Origin of the sequence: Sphingobacterium zeae (assembly GCF_030818895.1) — a bacterium.
In the GTDB taxonomy this organism is placed as follows: domain Bacteria; phylum Bacteroidota; class Bacteroidia; order Sphingobacteriales; family Sphingobacteriaceae; genus Sphingobacterium; species Sphingobacterium zeae.
The window spans coordinates 653,528-673,737 of the sequence record NZ_JAUTBA010000001.1 but is presented as its reverse complement, the minus strand read 5'-3'; the positions used below and the strand labels follow the sequence as shown (position 1 = coordinate 673,737).

15 protein-coding genes are annotated in these 20,210 nt (G+C 40.1%); 5 read left to right on the top strand and 10 right to left on the bottom strand.

Going from position 1 to position 20,210, the window contains the following annotated elements:
- Positions 1-46 precede the first annotated feature (46 nt).
- Positions 47-1,474 (bottom strand): L-serine ammonia-lyase, encoded by a 1,428-nt coding sequence (locus tag QE382_RS02925; RefSeq protein ID WP_307184613.1) that lies wholly within the window; start codon positions 1,472-1,474, stop codon positions 47-49.
- A gap of 214 nt (positions 1,475-1,688) precedes the next feature.
- Here QE382_RS02925 and QE382_RS02920 point away from each other — a divergent pair, with 214 nt between their 5' ends.
- Positions 1,689-3,236, top strand: coding sequence for a glycoside hydrolase family 10-like protein (locus QE382_RS02920; RefSeq protein ID WP_307184612.1), 1,548 nt, complete (start codon positions 1,689-1,691; stop codon positions 3,234-3,236).
- A 94-nt stretch (positions 3,237-3,330) separates the two neighbouring features.
- Here QE382_RS02920 and QE382_RS02915 read toward each other — a convergent pair whose 3' ends face one another.
- Both QE382_RS02915 and QE382_RS02910 read right to left on the bottom strand, forming a co-directional pair.
- Positions 3,331-5,037, bottom strand: coding sequence for a glycoside hydrolase family 3 protein (locus QE382_RS02915; protein ID WP_307184611.1), 1,707 nt, complete (start codon positions 5,035-5,037; stop codon positions 3,331-3,333).
- 264 nt (positions 5,038-5,301) lie between these two features.
- On the bottom strand, positions 5,302-5,844 hold the full coding sequence (locus QE382_RS02910; protein ID WP_293884240.1) for a TetR/AcrR family transcriptional regulator: 543 nt from the start codon (positions 5,842-5,844) through the stop codon (positions 5,302-5,304).
- A 217-nt stretch (positions 5,845-6,061) separates the two neighbouring features.
- Here QE382_RS02910 and QE382_RS02905 point away from each other — a divergent pair, with 217 nt between their 5' ends.
- Complete coding sequence (locus tag QE382_RS02905; protein ID WP_307184610.1) at positions 6,062-8,803, top strand: TonB-dependent receptor; 2,742 nt, start codon at positions 6,062-6,064, stop codon at positions 8,801-8,803.
- Positions 8,804-8,844: 41 nt separating this feature from the next.
- On the opposite strand, the gene QE382_RS02900 is transcribed toward QE382_RS02905, so the two are convergent.
- Positions 8,845-9,519, bottom strand: a complete 675-nt coding sequence (locus QE382_RS02900; protein WP_307184609.1) for a response regulator transcription factor — start codon at positions 9,517-9,519, stop codon at positions 8,845-8,847.
- Between the two features lie 121 nt (positions 9,520-9,640).
- Complete coding sequence (locus QE382_RS02895) at positions 9,641-11,074, bottom strand: sensor histidine kinase (RefSeq protein WP_307184608.1); 1,434 nt, start codon at positions 11,072-11,074, stop codon at positions 9,641-9,643.
- A 119-nt stretch (positions 11,075-11,193) separates the two neighbouring features.
- Here QE382_RS02895 and QE382_RS02890 point away from each other — a divergent pair, with 119 nt between their 5' ends.
- Genes QE382_RS02890 through QE382_RS02880 form a run of 3 tightly spaced genes read left to right on the top strand, consistent with a single transcriptional unit; the run spans position 11,194 to position 13,582 of the window.
- Entirely contained in the window at positions 11,194-12,555 is a 1,362-nt protein-coding gene (locus QE382_RS02890) for a DUF4270 family protein (protein ID WP_307184607.1), read from the top strand.
- Between the two features lie 3 nt (positions 12,556-12,558).
- Positions 12,559-12,768, top strand: coding sequence for a hypothetical protein (locus QE382_RS02885; RefSeq protein ID WP_307184606.1), 210 nt, complete (start codon positions 12,559-12,561; stop codon positions 12,766-12,768).
- On the top strand, positions 12,728-13,582 hold the full coding sequence (locus QE382_RS02880) for a Kelch repeat-containing protein (protein WP_442475968.1): 855 nt from the start codon (positions 12,728-12,730) through the stop codon (positions 13,580-13,582). The genes QE382_RS02885 and QE382_RS02880 overlap by 41 nt, the downstream gene beginning before the upstream one ends.
- A 283-nt stretch (positions 13,583-13,865) precedes the next feature.
- Here the strand turns inward: QE382_RS02880 and QE382_RS02875 are convergent, their stop codons facing one another.
- The 5 genes from QE382_RS02875 to QE382_RS02855 all read right to left on the bottom strand — a co-directional run bounded on the left by QE382_RS02875 (position 13,866) and on the right by QE382_RS02855 (position 20,097).
- The gene (locus QE382_RS02875; protein WP_307184604.1) at positions 13,866-14,894 is read right to left on the bottom strand and encodes a glutaminyl-peptide cyclotransferase; all 1,029 of its coding nucleotides are present in this window, start codon (positions 14,892-14,894) and stop codon (positions 13,866-13,868) included.
- A 30-nt stretch (positions 14,895-14,924) separates the two neighbouring features.
- A complete protein-coding gene (locus QE382_RS02870; protein ID WP_307184603.1) occupies positions 14,925-15,281 on the bottom strand; it encodes a YraN family protein in 357 nt (118 codons plus the stop codon).
- Between the two features lie 9 nt (positions 15,282-15,290).
- The gene (gene dnaG / locus QE382_RS02865) at positions 15,291-17,294 is read right to left on the bottom strand and encodes a DNA primase (protein ID WP_307184602.1); all 2,004 of its coding nucleotides are present in this window, start codon (positions 17,292-17,294) and stop codon (positions 15,291-15,293) included.
- Positions 17,295-17,545: 251 nt separating this feature from the next.
- A complete protein-coding gene (locus tag QE382_RS02860; protein ID WP_307184601.1) occupies positions 17,546-17,731 on the bottom strand; it encodes a hypothetical protein in 186 nt (61 codons plus the stop codon).
- A gap of 254 nt (positions 17,732-17,985) precedes the next feature.
- Entirely contained in the window at positions 17,986-20,097 is a 2,112-nt protein-coding gene (locus tag QE382_RS02855) for a M3 family metallopeptidase (RefSeq protein ID WP_307184600.1), read from the bottom strand.
- Positions 20,098-20,210: the final 113 nt, after the last annotated feature.

Below are 20,210 nucleotides of genomic sequence, written 5' to 3'. Positions count from 1 at the left end.
TATTATCGCCTCAAAGATACAAAAAACAAAAAGACTCAGACAATCATTAACATTCCGGCAAACTCAAAGGAATATTGACGGCCAGTCCGCCATCGGCTGTTTCTTTATATTTAGCGTTCATATCAAGAGCCGTCTCCCACATCGTTTTAACCACAGTATCCAAACTAACCTTTGCTTTATCCGGATTCGATTGTAACGCTAACTGTGCTGCAGTTATCGCTTTAATAGCCCCCATCGTATTGCGTTCAATACATGGGATCTGAACCAACCCACCGATTGGATCGCATGTCAATCCAAGATGATGCTCCATAGCAATCTCGGCAGCCATTAGCACCTGCCGCTGCGATCCACCCAGCACTTCGGTCAACGCTCCGGCAGCCATGGCCGAGGAAACGCCGATCTCTGCCTGACAGCCTCCCATTGCAGCAGAAATAGTTGCATTTTTCTTAAAAATTGAACCAATTTCAGATGCTGTAAGGATAAACTGTATAATTTTATTTTCACGCATTCCGTCGTGGAATGTGATATAATACTGCAATACAGCCGGGATAACACCTGATGCGCCGTTAGTAGGAGCTGTCACCACACGTCCGAAAGAGGCGTTTTCTTCATTGACGGCAAGTGCAAAACAACTTACCCAATCCAGAATATATTGAAAGTTTTGCCCTCCTTCGCGAATTGCGCCAACCCAAGACGTATAATCCTGATAGGTACGCCCCTGCATTAATTTTTTATTTAGCTTAGCCGCTCTACGTTCGACATTTAATCCTCCGGGCAATGTCCCTCCTGTATGGCAGCCCCGGTAGATACACTCCTGTATCGTTTGATAAATAGTTAATACCCCCGCCAGCGTTTCGCTTTCTTCACGCCATGCACATTCATTTTCGAGGACCAGCTCGGAAATTTTCAATCCGGTTTTCATCGTCCAATGCAGGAGTTCCTGTGCAGTATCTACAGGAAATGGAAGGTCTACTTCCGATAAAACACCTTCGGTGTCATTTTCTTGCACGACAAAACCGCCACCTATAGAATAATAGGTTTCACTAATTGCTTTCCCATTGGATAGAAAAGCCTGAAAAGTAACAGCATTCGGATGAAAAGGCAAGCTTTCAGCATATAAAAAAAGTAAATCTTCTGGGTAGGAAAATGGAATGGTTCGTTCCCCAGCGACTTGGAGTTTACCGCTTGCCTTGATATGGTCCACTTTAGGCGTAACTTGATTAACATCAAAGGTAACGGGATCATCTCCGCTCAATCCTAATAGAACAGCAATATCAGTACCGTGCCCAGCCCCCGTCTTAGCTAAAGAACCATAAAGCAAAATTTTAACCTGTTCGACCTCGTTTAATACACCATTTGACTTGAGCACAGCGGTAAATTGCTGCGCCGCACGCCACGGTCCTAAGGTATGCGAACTAGAGGGTCCTATACCAATCTTAAACATATCAAAAACGGATATTTGTTCTTTGCTCATAATTTTTTTTATTGCGGTCAGCCGATCAAGTCATGCTTTATTAAAAACCGCATCTAAATTAGTACAAATAAAGTACAATGTTACCTGCAATTGCATTATTATCAATTTGAAAACCAAGCTCACGTTCTTTTAGCAAGTATCCAACAAACATCTTACATTTTTTAGCGAAAAAGTAAGAAATGCTTCCCTATCTTTGTTGGCTATAATTTATAGGATGACGGGAAAAACAGTTTTATATTCTTTTTTTACATTTTTTATTTGTTTCTTTTCGATTAGATCGCATTCTCAGCTGCTCCCTAAGCGGGAGTTTCGCGGTGTATGGGTTGCCACGATAGGTAACATAGACTGGCCCTCCGTGAAAGCTGGCAATAATGTTGCAAAGCAAAAACAGGAATTCATCGATTTGCTGGACCAACATCGTAGTGCGGGACTGAATGCGATTATTCTGCAAGTGCGTCCTGCGGCAGACGCCTTCTATGCAAAAGGCAGAGAGCTTTGGAGTAGATACTTAACCGGAAAACAGGGATTGGCTCCTTCTCCATTTTATGATCCTTTGGAATTTGCAATCAATGAGGCACACAAGAGAGGAATGGAACTTCATGCCTGGTTCAATCCATATCGTGCTTCAACTACGTTAAATCCCGCTCATTTTTCGGAAGACCATATTACCAAGCGTCACCCTGAATGGTTCTTCACTTATGCCGGTAAAAAACTTTTCAATCCGGGGATTCCTGAAGTACGTAAATATATAATTGATGTGATTATGGATGTGGTTAAGAACTACGATGTAGACGGAGTCCACTTCGATGACTATTTTTACCCCTATCCTGATAACAGAAATACACCCGTACCGGATCAGATTACTTTTGGTCAATATAATAATGGGATTGAAAAAATTGACGACTGGCGACGCAACAACGTCAACCTGTTGGTACGCGATCTTGGTGTTGCTATCAAAAAAGTAAAGCCCTATGTCAAATACGGTATCAGTCCTTGTGGTGTATGGGACAACAAAGAAAACAATAGTGCTGGCTCGGAGACCCGTGGGCTGAGTGCTTATCGGGAGTTATATGCTGATGGCGTCAAATGGATGCAGGAAGGCTGGATTGATTATATCAATCCGCAGATCTACTTTCCTTTCAAAAATCGAGCAGCGGCGTATGAGATCTTAGTTGACTGGTGGCAGAAACACACCTATGGCCGCCATTTTTATGTGGGCCATGGAGCTTACCGTGTTAACGAAAATAAGATCGGGTGGACAGACCGAAGCCAAATTCCGAGACAGGTACGCCACTTAAGGGAGGAACACAATGTGGAAGGAAGTATTTATTTTAGTTCCAAATCGCTTACTGATAACCTTGCTGGGTTGCAGGACTCTATGCGGAATGACCTATACCGAAGCCCTGCTTTACCGCCTGCGATGCCTTGGCTAGACAGTATTCCACCGAATGCACCTTTTGGTCTTTTAGTGAAAAAATCGCCCAATGCTAAAATGAACACCCTATTTTGGCAAAAGCCAGATATGGCAAGCGATGGGGAGTCTGCCTATGGTTATGTAATCTATCGATTCAACCTCGATGAAAAAGTCGGTATCCAGGATCCGGGAAAAATTATTTTTATCACCTTTGACGGAGATAAGCTTCAGTATACCGATGACGACATCAAACCGCACCAACAGTATAAATATGTCGTGACGGCAATAGACCGAATGAAAAATGAAAGTAAGCCGTCTGATAGTAGGACAGCCATCGAAGAGAATTAAACCAACCCTTAAAAAAACACCTCTTCCTAAACGGTTTTGCTTTGCAGGGAGACCATTTTGGGAAGAGGCGCTTTTGGGTGTGATGCTATAAACTTTATTTTCCCTGCCCGTATTTAAATTTCTTATTAATTGTGACAGGGAGCTTGCCTTTAGGGATATTTTGCCCTAAAATCGTTTTTACTGCTGCTTTCTGCATGAATGCATCATTCTGATAGGCAAGCAAAATGGTCTTCGCCTTTTTTGAAGCTTCAAAACCATCTAATGCATAAGCGTTAGTGAATAAGGTCAAGATTGATTTTTTTGCAAATTTCTTCATCAACCCTTGCACATCTTTATTCAACACCATCGTTGGGCGCGGACGAAGTCTTGTATCGTGTACAGCGATAATAAACTGCTTATGCTTTTTAATTTCTTTTGTCAAACGCTTAATCTCATCTTTACTCATGCTATCGGTGATGAAATATTGTGTTTCATTGGTCAGCGCTGCTCCTAATTCATTTTGAAAAGTTTGGTTGGCGGTGATTCCGATATTGATAATAGCGGTGGGTAAATCTTTCTTGAATGACTTTAATTTTTCTGTCGAATTCAATGCGGTTATTGCTGCATCTGAAAGTTCATCAATAAGCTGAACTGCCGAGGCACGGTGTAGATCACTATATAGATTCTGTAAAGCAGTTGCCTGGTATTTATCTAAACCAAGCCATAATTTAGCGGCGAGCACTCTTTTGACGCGCGCATCAATATCGGCCTGGGAAATACGTCCCGCTTCAATCGCTTTTATTATTAAATCGATTGCGCGTTTGCTATTTTCCGACACTTCAAGTAAATCATGGCCTGCAATAATGGCCTGTACATCGGCTTCACCGTTTGGAAAAAATTTCTTCACGCCTTTCATGTCCATTGCATCTGTAACCGTTAGCCCTTTGAAGCCAAGTTCATTGCGTAAAAGATCGGTAACAACTTTCTTGGAAATAGAGGATGGCATATTAGGAGTGTCATCCAAACTCGGAATATTCATGTGAGCCACCATAACAGCGGGAGCACCAGCCTTGATCAACTCTTTGAAAGGATACATTTCAAGGCTATCCAATCGCTTTTTATCAAAAGGAAGCTGCGGCAGATCGTAATGTGAATCCACGTCGGTATCACCATGGCCAGGGAAATGTTTGATGGAAGCCAATATTCCGCCATCCACCATACCCTCCATATAAGCCTTTGCCTTTTGCGTCACATTATATTTATTATCACCAAAAGAACGTATACCTATTACTGGGTTTTTGGGGTTATTGTTGATATCTACGTCGGGCGCAAAATTAAAATGCATCCCTATGCGATGGAAATCTAAGGCAACCTCACGTCCCATACGATAGATTAACTTATTATCCTGCACGGCGCCTAATGTCATTTGATAAGGGAAAGACAAGGTAGAATCCGGCATGCGCATACCCAAACCCCATTCGCCATCAAATGTCATCATCAAAGGAACCTTAGCTAGTGACTGATACCGATTAAACATCTCCACATGGCGTACTGGACCGCCCTGAAATACGACCAGTCCCCCCAAATGCTCGTCTTTTACCACTTGTGCGACGGAGTCAATATACTTTTGCCCCAGATTGGTGTGTGCACGAACTAAAAATAACTGAGCAACTTTTTCTTTTGGGGTCAAAGTATTGAATACCGAATCGACCCATTCATGCTGAGAGTTAATATAGCGCACAAAATCTTTTTTATCCTGAGCTTTCAAAAAAGGAATTGTGCCGACTAGTGCCAATATTGCCAGACCGAATTTTTTGAACATAAATTAGTTTGTATAATGTATTTAAAAGTACTAAGAACGCTATTATTTTGGAGAATAAGAAATTGTTTTTGCAATATTTTTATATAAAAACGCATAAAACGGCATTTTTATTACATAACTGGCTGTAAAGAACTTCTCAAGATTTGGAAGGGGCAGCAAAAGTACTGACGCTACGGATTAAGGGAGCAAAACGCGGGGCGGCAATTGATTACCGCGATTAACGAAACAGTTCTTTGGCAAAAACCAATCACTGAATCTTGTATGCTAAATCAGGTTATACTTTTTCTCTAAAAACAGGGTCAGTTCCATGGTATTCTCCAATTCGCCGATAGCTTCTTTTTTCCATAAGGTATCTATAATCAGCAATAAGAATTCGGTTTCAAACTCAGGACTTTCATAACCTAATTCTTTAAAAGCACGATGAATAATGGGCTGAACCGGTTTCATAAACTGTTCATGCTGCTGTTTTGAAAATGGATGATGAGACAAACGCTCCTGCAATCGCCAAAATATGGGTTCTGCACTCACCAGCTTACTTGGGAGATTGATCATTGTGCGCAGAAATTCTTTTGGTTCACGATAGGTCATCATGCCGCGGTGATGGGTAAGCACTTTGCGATATCCTGATTTAATCAAATAAACCAGCAACGCATCTTTGTTTCCAAAATGTTTAAAGATCAAGGCTTCAGAAACTCCAGCATTTTGGGCAATCGTTTTGGTAGAGGTATTCGTATAGCCTTGATCTGAGAAAAGCAGCAATGCTTCTTTCATAATACGCTCTTTTCTACTCAAAACACTTTCTTTCATCTTTTATTCCTTTTATCAAAACCTTATAACACTACATCTGCTATACGGTTTTGTTTAGCTGACTTTTAATTCCACTGCAAATATATCTAATCTTTCCATTCTCTTGGGGGTATTGTAACCAAAATGATAATAATTCGTAACAAATAGTACCCTATTTTTGGCAAATCAATTTATGTAACCATTAACCGAATATTAAAACACATTCGCTGTTCAATCAATGAAGATCAACTTGTGGACTATCTCGCTCCTAGCGATCAGTATGTTGTTATTGGGAAAAAATGTCTTAGCCCAGCACTATATTATGGGCACGCTGCTGGATGATAGAACATCACGCCCTATCCAAGCTGCAAGTATCACGTTCATCGCGGTGAAAGATTCAATTAAATTTCAGGTTCCTACAGATATTTTAGGGAAGTTTAGCAGCAGCAAACTTTCCGACGGCGACTATTTGGTTACAGCACAAGCGATGGGCTATACGACAGACCTTCGGCGCGTTAAGCTGCTTGGTAAAACCGTTGACCTTACGTTTAAACTCAGTAGTACTGAAATTGTATTGGATGAAATCAGTATCGCCGCGAGCAGTATACAGGTTAGAGGAGATACGCTCGAATTTGATACGAAGAAATATGTTACACAAGATTTTGCAGATGCCGACGAATTGATCAAACAGATTCCTGGGGTTGAAATTGATGACGATGGCAATGTTAAAGCTCAGGGTGAGTCCGTCAATAAGATTATTATTGATGGTCGGGAGTTTTTCAGCACAGATCCTAAAGTGGCGTTGAAAAATCTTCCTGCCGATGTTATTGCTAAGATCCAAATTATCGATGATAAAACAGAACAAGCGAAATTTAGTGGTTTTGATGATGGAAAACGGATGAAAGTGATCAATATTGTCACCAAACCCGATAAAAGAAAATCCTATTTCGGTAAGCTCTCTGGGGGGGCAGGTCCTGACCGAAAATATGCCATCAATACACAGGTAACGAAAATGAATCCTAAACGGCAATATTCAATTGACATTAATACCAACAATGTCAATCAGCCCAATGGTTTTGCCCCTCGCGGAAACACAAGAGGCCGCACCGGTCAGGGAGTGACCACACGTTTCAATGCGGGGTTTAATTATTTGGACCGTTTTTTTGATGACCGGATGGACTTCAATGCAAATTACACCTACAACTATACCGACAACAATGTACTCAGCCAAAGCAAAACAGAATATACTGCAGGCAACCGGGCCAACCAAATCAACAACCAGAATCAATTTAACAATACTTACAGCAACAGCCATGCGCTGTCGGTCCGCGCGAACTGGAAGATAGATTCTATTCAAAAGCTGGACTTTCAACCTAATTTCTCCTATCAAAATAATGACAGGAACAGTAGCTCCACGGGCAATACCTTATTAAATCTTGCCGAGATGCTAAATAGTTCTGACCGCAGGAATAAGAGCTTTGTAGAAAATTTCAACTGGGGCGGAGACCTCACGTATATGCGAAGACTTAACAAACCCGGTCGCACGATCAGTTTTAATATCAATGGCTCATTTAGCAGCAATAAAAGCCATGCTGAAAATTTCGCGCTAAACTCGTATTATAAAGATGGGCTATTCAGCCGGGTCGATACGGTCAACAACAGAAATTATTCCCTTGGTGACAATAATGGTTTTCGTTCCAAAATTGCCTATACAGAAATGTTAGGTAAATATTCCCGAGTTCAGGGGAATTATACTTTTCGGAATACTGCACGTTATTCGGACCGGAAGACCTATGAATTCCTAGCTGAAACAGGTCAGCTCGGGGAATTAAAAAACCGTCTTTCCAATGAATTTCGAAATGATTTTGTCTACCATAGCGGTGGTGTCTCCTACTTATTTAGCAAAAAAGACAGCATAAGGTTTCAGATTGGCTTAGATTATCAGACTGCAGCGCAAGTCAATGACAAATTATTCCCCAATACGCTGACAACAAAAAGTCACTTTACCAGTCTGCTGCCTAATCTGAACTTCCAGTATAACTTCAATAAGGACACACGGGTTGAGTTTCGGTATAATACAAAGACAAACACACCTTCAATCGAGCAATTGCAGGATTTTATAGACAATCAAAACCCACTTCGTATCAGCTCCGGAAACCCAAATCTCAAACAGGAGTATGACCATAACCTTGTTTTGCAATTCAGATCAATCAATAAGGGCACGGGGAAAAGCTTCACCTCTGATTTTACAGCAGATTTCATTCAACATAAAATCGCCAACACCATTTTCACCACAGATTCGGCATTCACAATTACGGAGGACGTCGTATTGGGACCAGGAGGACAGTATATCAGGCCAGAAAACTTCGATGGAGTTTATAACCTGAAATGGCAGAACAGTCTTGGGTATCGCTTTGAACCGTTGAAGCTCAACTTAAACCTGAACAACAATATGTATTTCAACCAGAATTACACTTTGTTAAATCTCGAAAAGATCAACGCGCAAACATATGGAATGGGTCAACGCGTTGGCGTCAATACAGCATTCAGTAAAGACGTTATCATTGGATTGGATTACAATGGAAATATAGCATTTTCCAAGAACTCAGCGACCGAGAAGTCCAATTATTCAGTCTATAAGCATACCATCGGTAATTCTATCGCTTTAACCCTGTTAAAAACCTGGACGCTCAATTCAACGTTCAACTACCTCTACAATGGTAGTATCCTGAATTCACCGAGTACAACAAGTTTGCTATGGAACGTTTCTGTTGGCAAAAAACTATTTAAGCGCAGGAACGCTGAAATCAATCTCACGGTATTTGATCTATTTAATGACAATAAAAATATCAATCAGCAGGTCAACGATCTTTGGGTACGTGTTTCGCAATCCAATGCCATAACGCGCTACGCGGTATTAAGTTTCACTTATCATATTCGGGGTCTTGGCGGAAAATCGGTGATGAAAAATCGTCGTTAGCCTAAAATGCCCATTAGATCAATCCACGTGGAACACTTCGATCAATCAACGGTAAGCATATATCCCACTCCCCTGACATTGATAATCTTGATCCGTTCATCCTGACTGAGGTATTTTCGTATCCGGCTGATAAACACGTCCAGGCTACGTCCTGTAAAATACTTATCATGGCTCCAATAGGCCCGCATGATATCCTCGCGTGGGATGACCTTATCTTTTTGTTCGTATAACTTCCGCAGCAGTTCACTTTCGCGGAAAGACAGCTTAAGCACCTCACTTTGATAGGTCAACTGATGTTTTAGGCTATCGAGGCTATAGTCTCCTATCATCAGCTTTTGGCCGAACAGCATTTTGGGGCTATTTTTTAATAGGGACTCTATCCGCACAACCAATTCTTCGATCTTAAATGGTTTTTTGACGTAATCGTCTCCGCCCAGACGAAATCCCTTCACAACATCCTCTGTCTGCACTTTGGCGGTCAAAAATATAATGGGTATTTGGGTATCTGATTCCCTTATCTTTGTTGCCAATGTAAAGCCATCCATGACTGGCATCATCACATCAACAACCAAAATATCTGGCCGAGTCGCTGTAAATGCTTCCAGGGCTTCGTGCCCATTGCTGCAATGGGTGACATGGAACCCATTTGCTTCTAGGCTATCGGCAACGATCATTCCGAGACTCGGCTCATCTTCTACATATAAAATTTCAATCATAGCGTAAATGATCCAATTAAAATATATTTTTTCCTCGTTTCAAAAACCATTTGGTGAAATTCACTTGTTAACAACTCACTATATAATGGCATTTGCTTTCAGACGTATATATCACTATTTATTAATGAGGTAAAAGAATACGAAAGGTACTTCCTTTGCTAAGCTCACTTTCGACAGTAATTTTCCCATCGTGTCTTTTTACCACCTGCTTGACATAGGCAAGGCCCAAACCAAATCCTTTTACATCGTGTAGATTACCGGACGGGACCCGAAAAAACATATCAAAAATCTGATTATGGTATTCGGAGCTAATCCCTTTGCCATTATCTGTAATACGAATATGGGCATTTTCCTTCATTTCCTTTACTTCCACCTCAATATAAACTTCCTGTCCAGCATATTTTATCGCATTTTCAAGCAAATTATTGACCACATTTTTTAAATGGGCTTCATCGCCATTGATCATGATCTTATCCGGTATCGTAATAAGGTTAAAATCCACTTTTTTGGCTTTATTCAGTTGGGCAACTTGAATAGCTCCTTCCACCATGGCGACAAGATCGAAATCCGAACGTTGTAAAACAATCCCCCTGTTGGCATCAATATCCATCTGAAGAACCTTTTCGATCATATTGGACAGATGTTCCAGCTCTCTTTTAGAAATATCCAGATACCGATTCATCTTTTCCTTATCATCCTTTACACCATACATTTGTATAGCTTCTATGGCTGCCATGACTGTAGACACTGGTGTTTTAAGCTCATGTGTCATGTTGTCGACAAAATTCTTACGGAGCTCGGCCATTTTATTTTGGTTTAGAATCGTTTTCATCAGATAGAAGAATGTGCCCAGCAGCAGCCCTATCAATAGCAACGAGATGAGTAGCTGCCAGCTCAAGCTATACAAGAGATACTTCCAATCCTCCTGAAATTTGATAACAAGAAATTCATTTTTTTGCGGATTGACCATCATCGGCCTAGTCCAAGCGAGATTTGCTTCACGGTACTTGCGGCGCACGTCTTTGATTTGATCATGAGGAATCGTAACAATAGCCATTTCAAATGGCACTGATATGCTCTTATTGTTTAAAGATTCTTTGAATTTTCTTTCGATCAAATTGAGATTAGCTGTATTCATATCAAAGTCACGGAACAAAAAGGGCGGAATGATTGCACCCTGTCCTTCGCGATCTTTAGGAAATATTTTTTCTCGTCTGTTGTGGCTCTCACGCTCAAAATGCTCGTTTTTAGGCCGTTCGGCATTTACTCGTTGTAAAGCCCTATCGAGCTCTGAAGCGGGCAATAATCCCGAAAGCTCTCGTTTTACATCTTGTAGGAGGCGATTCCGATCAGCCTCCCGCCCATCCAATTGCCGGTCTCCATTGCGAGCCTGGTACGCCTCCTGAACTGCGTTGAATAGTGAACGCTCAGCTGTGGATAGAAATAGATCCCGCCGATTGGTATAACTTCCATAGAGCCAAATCCCCAGAACTACAGTAATTCCTACCCCGATTAAAACGATCAAACTGATCAGTAATTTAAATCTTCTACCCATAACTAAAACAAATTTAAATTACTAGATTTGCAATCGCTGTGGTAATTAACCATATTTAACAAAATATAACACTGATTAACAGTTGTCATTGATTACTTTTGCACTATTCAAAAATTAATATGATTAAAGACTTTAAGAGACGTAGTATACAATTTTTACTTCCACTTTTTACATTGGCCGCTTTTGTTGGTTGTAATAAAGACGTTTCACTCTCCTTGGATAGTTCGAGAAATGAAACAATCGGCTTAGTACCTATTGATAGCGTTTCCGTCAAAGTTTCTACTTATCAATTGAATATCGTCCCATCGTCTGCTACCGGGATGATTTTAGTCGGGAACAATAAAAATGATGTCACAGGAAGCGTGAAATCGACTTCTTATATGCGTTTGGGAATCGGTACGATTAACAGTGCTACCTTACCGGATGATGCGGTACTGGATTCTGTTTCATTGGTGATGCCGCTCAACAAATATTATTATGGTGATACGACTCAAATGCAAAAAATTTCGGTTCACCGTGTTTCGGAAGATATCACGCAAACTCAGCTCGACCCTACTAAACCTATTTATGAGCGTCCTTATTATCTGCCTTCACTAAGTATTGCAAGCACGAAAAAATTTGCTTACGAGACTAATAATCTAGCGGAAATTTCTTTCAGACCCCGTGTTAGATCGATTGATTCACTTCATTTTAGATTCAACGATATGATCAGTAATGAATTGTTTTCACTGATCAAAAATAAAGATAATAGAGTTTCTACTAGTTCAAGTTTTCAAGAATATTTTAAAGGTTTAGCGCTCGTTCCTGATGCAGGGAACACAACAATGATCGGACTTAAAGATACAATTTATCTACAGGTACATTACTCCTTCATGAATGCGCAGGGCGCAAAGACTTCAGGGAAACAATATTTTAACATTGATAATAGAGGTTTTCAGTATAATCATGTTGAAGCGGATCGTTCAGCAACCAAGTTTGCTTCAATGACTTTATCAAACCCGGAGATAGCTAGCGGCCAAACAGATGGTTATACCTTTATAGAAGGATCTACAGGTGTTGTAGCAAAAATAGAATTTCCTACGTTACTACAGTTAGTGAATGATCCGACGATTGCAATCAATAAAGCTGAATTAGTCATTGAGGCAGAAAATAGCGCTCAAACGAATTTTGCGCAACCAAGAAGTTTGGTACTCATGATTGCAAATAGTTTAGGTAACCCAATTGGTCTACTGCATCCACCTTTCGGTAATCCTAATGAAGTTCAACAAGCAGTTGCTGTCTCCGACAATACAAATTATGGTAAATATACTTTTAATTTGATTGAATATTTAACCAGATTTAAGACAACTTATAAAAATACGTCGTTATACGTATCTCTACCGTTGCAGAATCTTTTTGCAACAGGCGACAGATTGATCTTGTCCAAACAGGGTAATGAACCAAAAATTAAATTAAACATCCTTTATACTAAATTTCAATAATTTATGAACAAGAAAAATTGGCTACTCATTCTATCAGCTCTTGTATTGACCGTTTCATCTTTTTCTTCTTGTAAAAAAGATAACAACGATGAAACCGACAAAACTACAGAGTGGTCTGCTCAAGCAGCATTTAGTGGTGATCCTAGATCTGGTGCTGCGAGTTTCGTGATCGATAATAAGGTATTATGCAACGACTGGATTAATCAACAATAAGGTTAGAGCAGTTGATGTGCAAAAATTTGACGCAGATAAAAAATCATGGATATCTCTTCCAACTTCGTCTAATTTCCCGGGTATCGCAAGAAGTGGCGCAGTGGGGTTCTCTATAGGAAAAATTGGCTATGTCGGTAGCGGAACTGATGATGGTACAAACGCTTTAAGTGATTTTTATTCATTTGACTCCGCAACAGAAACATGGAAGAAAATAGCTGATTTACCAATCGCATTAAATGGTGCAGTTGCTTTTTCGGTAGGTGGAAAAGGATATGTAGGTACTGGTGCCACAAATGGTACGCAGGGTGGTTCAAAAAATGAAAATAGATTTTTTGAGTATAATCCAGCAACAAACGTATGGACAGAAATTGATGCTGTTACTTTTCCTAATAAAGTAACTGGTGCATTTGCTTTTGTAATCAATAACGTAGCTTACGTAGGTGGTGGTGTTTCTTCTTATGGTTATGGAGAAGCTCTTCGCCAATTCGATGGCAAAAGCGGATGGATTACTAAAAATTCACTTAAACGTTCGGACGGAACTTATTCATACGATTTGACGCGTTCTAATGCTTCTACATTTGCGATTGGTGGCAATGGATTTTTAGTAGGTGGATTGAAGAACTCTGTTGCTCAAAACACAACATATAAATATGTAGCAAGTGGAGATTATTGGACGACAGAAAATACTGCTTTAGCTGGCTCCGCAAGGTATAACGCAATCAGCTTTGCTATTGGTTCAAATGGATTTATCTCTACCGGATTAAATGGTACAAATCCACTTGACGACACATGGATGTTTACACCTGTGTACTAGTAAATAATTAGGAATCAAAAGAAAAAAGGAATGTGGTCTATCTGCATTCCTTTTTTAATGTCGGTACGTTTTTACATTAGCTTTACCTATCAAGTGGTATATAGACGACTTTTTAGGGGAATGCATATATCAAATGGTGAATGCAAAACTTCTCGAAGTAAAAGGGGTTATCAAATGCCATTTGGATAACCCCTTTCACTTTTATTAAAACCACACCTCCATTCCGTTTTTATAAATTGATTGCATCACATGATGTTTATGAGGAAAGTATATTGTTGGAACGCTATTTTTCAACGGTTTTGATTTCATACAACGTATCCCATAGCTTACCTGTTACAAATAGGCGTTTGCCCACCTCATCATAAGCGATGCCATTCAATTCATTATCGTAAGCAGACGTATGCTCATAAATGCCCACCAAATTAATCCGCTCCTCTACTGCTCCTGTTTGTGGGTTGATGATAACAATAACATCTTTCTGATAGACATTTGCATAGACTTTGCCGTCTATATACTCCAGTTCGTTAAGTTCATCCACTGGGCCGGCTTCGTCGTAAACTCCGATAGCATTCAACTCCTTACCGGTTGTTGCATCTAAAAAGTATAGCTTATTGGAGCCATCAGATTTAATCAAGTGCTGACCATCGTAGGTTAGACCCCAACCTTCCTTACTATTTTCATATTTAAAGGAACTTTCCTTTACAAAAGAGTTTTTATCAAAGACATAGCCTTCTCCTTGTTGCCAAGTTAACATAAATAACTTATTACCAACCAAGGTCATTCCTTCAGCGAATGTCTTTTCATCAAATTTAATCTCTTTCAGTACTTTACCTGTTTTTAGATCAACTTTTCTCAGGTTAGACTCGCCATAGCGCCCATTCGATTCATAGAGAACACCATCTGCAAACTGTAGACCTTGTGTAAATGCTGTCGTATCGTGCGGATATTTGTTCACTACCTCAAAACCATAGTTTTTTGCGCTTGCGGGTACAACGTAAAAGGTACTGGAAACAGAATCAGGTTTTCCGGCGTTGTATACCAAAGCGGAAATATTCCGTGTACCATAAGCCATGTCCTTTGTATCTACGGTAATCGCCGTGGTGTCGGTTGATGAGCCCACATGTTTATTATCTACAAAATAAGCTACAGAGTCCATTGTCACTGATTCAAATTTCAGTTTCAATTGCACTTGAGCACCTTTTAAAACAGCTTGATTTGCTCCAGGAGACGCAAATTCCAAACTGGATTTTTTTGACTTACAAGAAGCAAAAGCAAGTGCTGCAATTGCCATAAAATAAGTGATTTTTCTCATCTATGTATAGTTATTTATAAGTACGTATTATCAACTATCCCAAAACGCATCTTTGATATAATTGAGTTCAACTTTGGGGGCTCTCGTTATGGAGACAACATCAAATCGAAGCTCACCGGTGTAATGGGTTTTAAGGATATAAGCCTGGGCAGCACGAATCAGTCGACGTTGCTTTTTTACATCTACAAATTCGTAAGGTTCGCCGAAATCAGTTCCCGACCGTGTTTTAACTTCAACAAATACAAGTGTATCCTTGTCCCTCACGATCAAATCTACCTCTAAATTCTTAAATCGCCAATTTCTTAACACTATTTTATAGCCTTTCTCTACGAGGTATTCCATCGCCATTTGTTCACCCCAGTTGCCCGTTTCAAGATGCTTGGCCATAACAGTTGATCACTTTACAATAGTATTTCCCAGAAACCCACCCAACAACCTTTCAGCTTCTTTTAGCTTCTGATATTTAAAAATAAGGACTTCCAAATTTGCCTCATCTTTTTCGTGTTTCATCTCTTCACGAATATGATGCATTTCGGTTTCAATTTTACGTTTTTTAATTCGATAGATCGCCGTAACAACAAGCGGTTTTAAATGCTCATATTCTTGCGTTACATAAATTTTACGCTTATCGTCGTTCCAATTTTCACTGAGCGAATATTTACTGGCAACACTATTAATTGCCAAATCCGAGATTGACGGATCCGGGTTGGAATAGAACTGCTTGGCATCAGGAATCTCGTACTTTGCTGCAGCCTCTCGATACACTTTCAAAATATAGGCTGCGGCTTTGTCTTTAAACTCAATGTCGCTTATATTTCCCAATAATACGCCTGCTACAGGAATATCTCCATCGCCTTCCCAAGTAGCTAGATAGTCACCATAGTTGATTAAGATACGTACAATCTCACGTTCCTGGAGAATTTCCGATGTCAGCTGTGCCGGCTGCTCAATGGACTCCATAGGGGCAACTCCGCCTCGCTCATCGTCAGTCATAAAGAAATCCGGAGGCGGACCATCCATTCCAACATGCGACACGCCGGCGTTTGGCAGTGAGCTTTGAGGTTTCCGTGCTGCATCCTTATCTGCTTTTCTTGCCCGATTTAGCCGTATTTTATTGAGCTCGGCCAATAAAATCCGTTCTTCGATATCCAAAAGGCTGCTACATTCCCGAATAAAAACAGAGACCTTAATCTCATCTGGAATCAATGCAATACTTTCGACCACATCACGAATTACCTCAGCCCTCTTTATTGGGTCATCATTGGCATCGCGAAGTAGAATATTAGTTTTGTAAAAGATAAAGTCCTGCTGCTTGGATTTCACATAATCCTTAAAGGCTGCAGCACCAAACTTCTGCACGTAAGAATCGGGGTCATTGCCATCAGGAAAAAGCAATACCTTGACGTTTAAACCTTCCTCGAGCAGCATATCTGTACCGCGTAGAGAAGCTTTAATACCCGCTTCATCTCCGTCATAAAGAATGGTCACATTTTTTGTAAACCTAGAAATAAGCTTGATCTGACCGGTTGTCAATGACGTTCCAGAGGAGGAAACAACATTTTCTACTCCAGCTTGATGGACAGAAAGAACGTCTGCATAGCCTTCTACCAAATAGCAATTATCCTCCTCCATAATTGCCTTTTTTGCAAAATTCAATCCATATAGAACATCTGATTTATGGTAGATTTCGCTTTCCGGAGAATTTACATATTTGGCAATCTTTTTATCGGTCTTTAGCGTCCGCCCCCCGAAGCCAATGATGCGCCCCGTCAAGTTATGTATAGGAAACATAACCCGACCACGAAATCGGTCATATAATGATTTATCGTCACGTTCAATGGCCAAGCCACTTGCTGCTAAATAATCGGCATGAAAGCCGGCTACTTGTGCCTTGTCGACCAATGCGGTCCATTCCTCCGGCGAATAGCCCAATTCAAATTTTTTAATGATATCCTCAGTGTAGCCCCGCTCTTTAAAATAGTTGAGTCCAATGACCTGCCCCATTTCAGTTTTCCAGAGCTGTTCGGCAAAAAACTTACCGGCCCACGCACTCAGTACATACAGACTTTCCCTTTTATCTTGTGCTGCCAGCTGAGCAGGAGAACGCTCAACCTCTTCTATTTGAATCGAATATTTATCGGCTAAATAACGGATGGCCTCCGGATAAGAAAACTTTTCCAGTTCCATCACAAATTTAAGGGAATCTCCACCAACACCACATCCAAAACACTTATAGATACCCTTCGAAACAGAGACGTGAAAGGACGGTGTCTTTTCATGATGAAAAGGGCAATTTCCTATCAAAGACGTCCCCCGTTTCTTTAAATCAACGAAGTCGCCCACCACCTCTTCTATCCGTGCTGTTTCCAGTACCTTGTCAATAACTTCCTGCTTTATCAAACCGTTTGCTTTTTAATGTAAAATTAGATAAAAATGTTTTAAAAAGCTATGCCATTATATTGAATGGCACCATCTATCTGCTTAAAAATTGATACTTCGGAAACATACAAAGAATTATAGATATAAATAAGAACCCTCAGGATATATCCGCATGAACTTATGCAAGTATAACTGAGGGTTTTGTTTGTGCCTGTTGTCAACGCATAAGGAAAGAGAGATGAAACACAAGCGATGCAACAGGACTTTTTGTCTTAATTATTCAGCATTCCATAAAACTCATTCATATAATAAGATTCTTGGAGTGCGTCTCGAAAATTTTGCCATTGTTCTTCGTCAAAAGAAAATACAATATCTGGATAGGGTGTCTTCATGATTAATCGAAATTCGCCGTCCGGAAAAGAACTAAAAAAGAGCTCATCACCCGTGCTTCGTGTCATGTTCAAAAAATCAACAAACTTATTCTTTGTAAATGTTAGTACAAAACTTTGTTGCCAGATATAATAGGTTTGACACTTGAGACAAACACTGATATGGGTATCCCCTCTTTGGCTTAGTATCTTCGTATCACACATATTTATTTATTTAGACTTGTTATAAATAATATTCAAATGTAAGAATAGTTTTTATAATAACAAGTAGATCAACAAAAAAAAGGCGATATATTTCTATATCGCCTTTTAGTCATTAAAGATTAGTTTAAACCTCTCTTCTTCAATAGATATTTTGGATCTGGATCCGCACCCCTAAACGTGCGGTACATTTTAGCAGGGTCATCTGTACCACCTTTCTCAAGAATGTTTTTGCGGAACGAATCTGCTGTTACCTGATCGTATAATGATTTTTCTTTGAAAGCTGCAAAAGCATCCGAGTCCAATACTTCAGACCAAATATAGGCGTAGTAACCGGCTGAATACCCACCCGCGAAGATGTGCTGAAAGTACGTGCTTCTATAGCGTGGGATAATCGCATCAATAATACCTATTTTTTTCATTGCAGTTTTTTCAAAACCATTGATGTCTTTTGAAATTGGCTTGGTCGTAGCATGGTAATCCATATCTAGCAATGCTGCCGAAAGGTATTCAACTGTTGCAAATCCCTGATCAAAGGTACCCGCCTTCTCCATTTTCTGAATCAATGAATCTGGCATTGCCTCTTTGGTTTTAAAATGCTTTGCATACGTTTTGAGCACCTCAGGATCTGCGGCCCAATTTTCCATCACCTGCGAAGGCAGTTCAACAAAATCACGTGGTACGGAAGTTCCGGCCATCGATCTATATCTCACATTGGAGAGGAGCCCATGTAAAGCATGCCCAAATTCGTGAAACAGCGTAGTAGCCTCATCAAATGTTAAAAGTGCTGGATTCTTTCCTACTGGCTTTGTAAAGTTACATACGATGGAAATTACCGGCGCGACACGTTTTCCGTCTTCTGTCGACTGGCTACGGTAAGAGGTCATCCAAGCTCCACCGCGTTTAGACTCGCGCGGAAAAAAATCAGCATATAGAAGACCTAAATGTGAACCGTCTTTATCTTTGACTTCATATACTTCCACATCTTTATGATAAGTTGGGACATTGTTTAAAGCGACGAATGTCAAACCGTACAATTTATTAGCTACACCAAATGCGCCTTCTCGGACAGCAGGCAAACTTAAATATGGTTTAATCTCATCCTCATCCAAGGCAAATCGCTTTTTGCGAATAATCTCTGTATAATATCTCCAATCATAGGGTGCTACTGCAAAATTCCCACCTTCAGCGGCTATTTCTTTCGCAATATCTGCTTCCTCACCTTTCGCTTTCGCCAACGCTGGACTCCATAACTTATTTAACAACGCATACACATTTGCTGGATTCTTGGCCATGGACTCCTCCAGTACATAGGCTGCATGGGATGAATAGCCCAACAATTTTGCCTTCTGGAGACGAAGGTTGACAATTTTTTGAATAATTGCTTTGTTATCGTTTGTATTATCTTGATTCCCACGAAGCTGATATGCTTCCCAAAGCTGCTTTCTCAACTCGCGATTTTTTGAATATTGTAGGAAAGGCATAATTGAAGGATTCTGTAAAGTGAAAACCCATTTGTCCTTCTTACCTTTTGCTATAGCCTCCTCAGCAGCCGCTGTTTTCAACGACTCTGGCAATCCTTCCAATTGACTAGCTGAGTCAACTACGAGCATATACGCATTTGTTTCCGCAAGCAAATTTTGTCCGAATTGGGTTGTTAATGTTGAAAGTTCAGCATTAAGCTTTTTCATTTTTTCCTTATCGGCATCCTTAAGATTTGCTCCAGAACGTACAAAGCTCTTATAAGTTTCCTCCAGGAGCTTATTATCCTGTTCATCAAGTGCCAATGTATTTCGGTTACTCCATACGGTTTTAATACGGTCGAATAATTTACTATTCATCGAGATTTCATCTGAATGACTCGATAAAATAGGCGCCAGATCTTTTGCTATCGCCTGAATACTGTCATTTGTATTGGCGCTATTTAGATTATAAAATACAGTAGATACATTGTTCAACAACCTACCTGCATTTTCAAGTGCAACTATCGTATTTTGAAATGTTGCTTTATCCGAATTATTGACTATTGTGTCAATCTCCAAATTATGTACTTTTATAGCTTCATCAAAAGCTGGCCTAAAATCCTCTGTCTTGATCTTGTCAAAAGGAGGGACGTTAAATGGGGTCTCATAAGCCAATAAAAGAGGATTATCTGTCATCACTTTTTTTTCCTCACAACCAACAAATGCAGTTGCCACTATCGCAAAGAAGGGCAAAAGTTGTCTTTTCTTCATATTATCTGATTATTCCTGTTATTTTTCAAAGATAATAAAATTAGACAAATGAACGGCTTTGAACTGGCACTGTAAAATTAGAACGGTAAAACGTCATCCTATTGTAAAACAAA

Bases quoted from the DNA above. Each gene is read 5' to 3' on its own strand.
- QE382_RS02925 (WP_307184613.1), bottom strand. From the start codon at position 1,474: ATGAGCAAAGAACAAATATCCGTTTTTGATATGTTTAAGATTGGTATA.
- QE382_RS02920 (WP_307184612.1), top strand. From the start codon at position 1,689: ATGACGGGAAAAACAGTTTTATATTCTTTTTTTACATTTTTTATTTGT.
- QE382_RS02915 (WP_307184611.1), bottom strand. From the start codon at position 5,037: ATGTTCAAAAAATTCGGTCTGGCAATATTGGCACTAGTCGGCACAATT.
- QE382_RS02910 (WP_293884240.1), bottom strand. From the start codon at position 5,844: ATGAAAGAAAGTGTTTTGAGTAGAAAAGAGCGTATTATGAAAGAAGCA.
- QE382_RS02905 (WP_307184610.1), top strand. From the start codon at position 6,062: ATGAAGATCAACTTGTGGACTATCTCGCTCCTAGCGATCAGTATGTTG.
- QE382_RS02900 (WP_307184609.1), bottom strand. From the start codon at position 9,519: ATGATTGAAATTTTATATGTAGAAGATGAGCCGAGTCTCGGAATGATC.
- QE382_RS02895 (WP_307184608.1), bottom strand. From the start codon at position 11,074: ATGGGTAGAAGATTTAAATTACTGATCAGTTTGATCGTTTTAATCGGG.
- QE382_RS02890 (WP_307184607.1), top strand. From the start codon at position 11,194: ATGATTAAAGACTTTAAGAGACGTAGTATACAATTTTTACTTCCACTT.
- QE382_RS02885 (WP_307184606.1), top strand. From the start codon at position 12,559: ATGAACAAGAAAAATTGGCTACTCATTCTATCAGCTCTTGTATTGACC.
- QE382_RS02875 (WP_307184604.1), bottom strand. From the start codon at position 14,894: ATGAGAAAAATCACTTATTTTATGGCAATTGCAGCACTTGCTTTTGCT.
- QE382_RS02870 (WP_307184603.1), bottom strand. From the start codon at position 15,281: ATGGCCAAGCATCTTGAAACGGGCAACTGGGGTGAACAAATGGCGATG.
- QE382_RS02860 (WP_307184601.1), bottom strand. From the start codon at position 17,731: ATGACACGAAGCACGGGTGATGAGCTCTTTTTTAGTTCTTTTCCGGAC.
- QE382_RS02855 (WP_307184600.1), bottom strand. From the start codon at position 20,097: ATGAAGAAAAGACAACTTTTGCCCTTCTTTGCGATAGTGGCAACTGCA.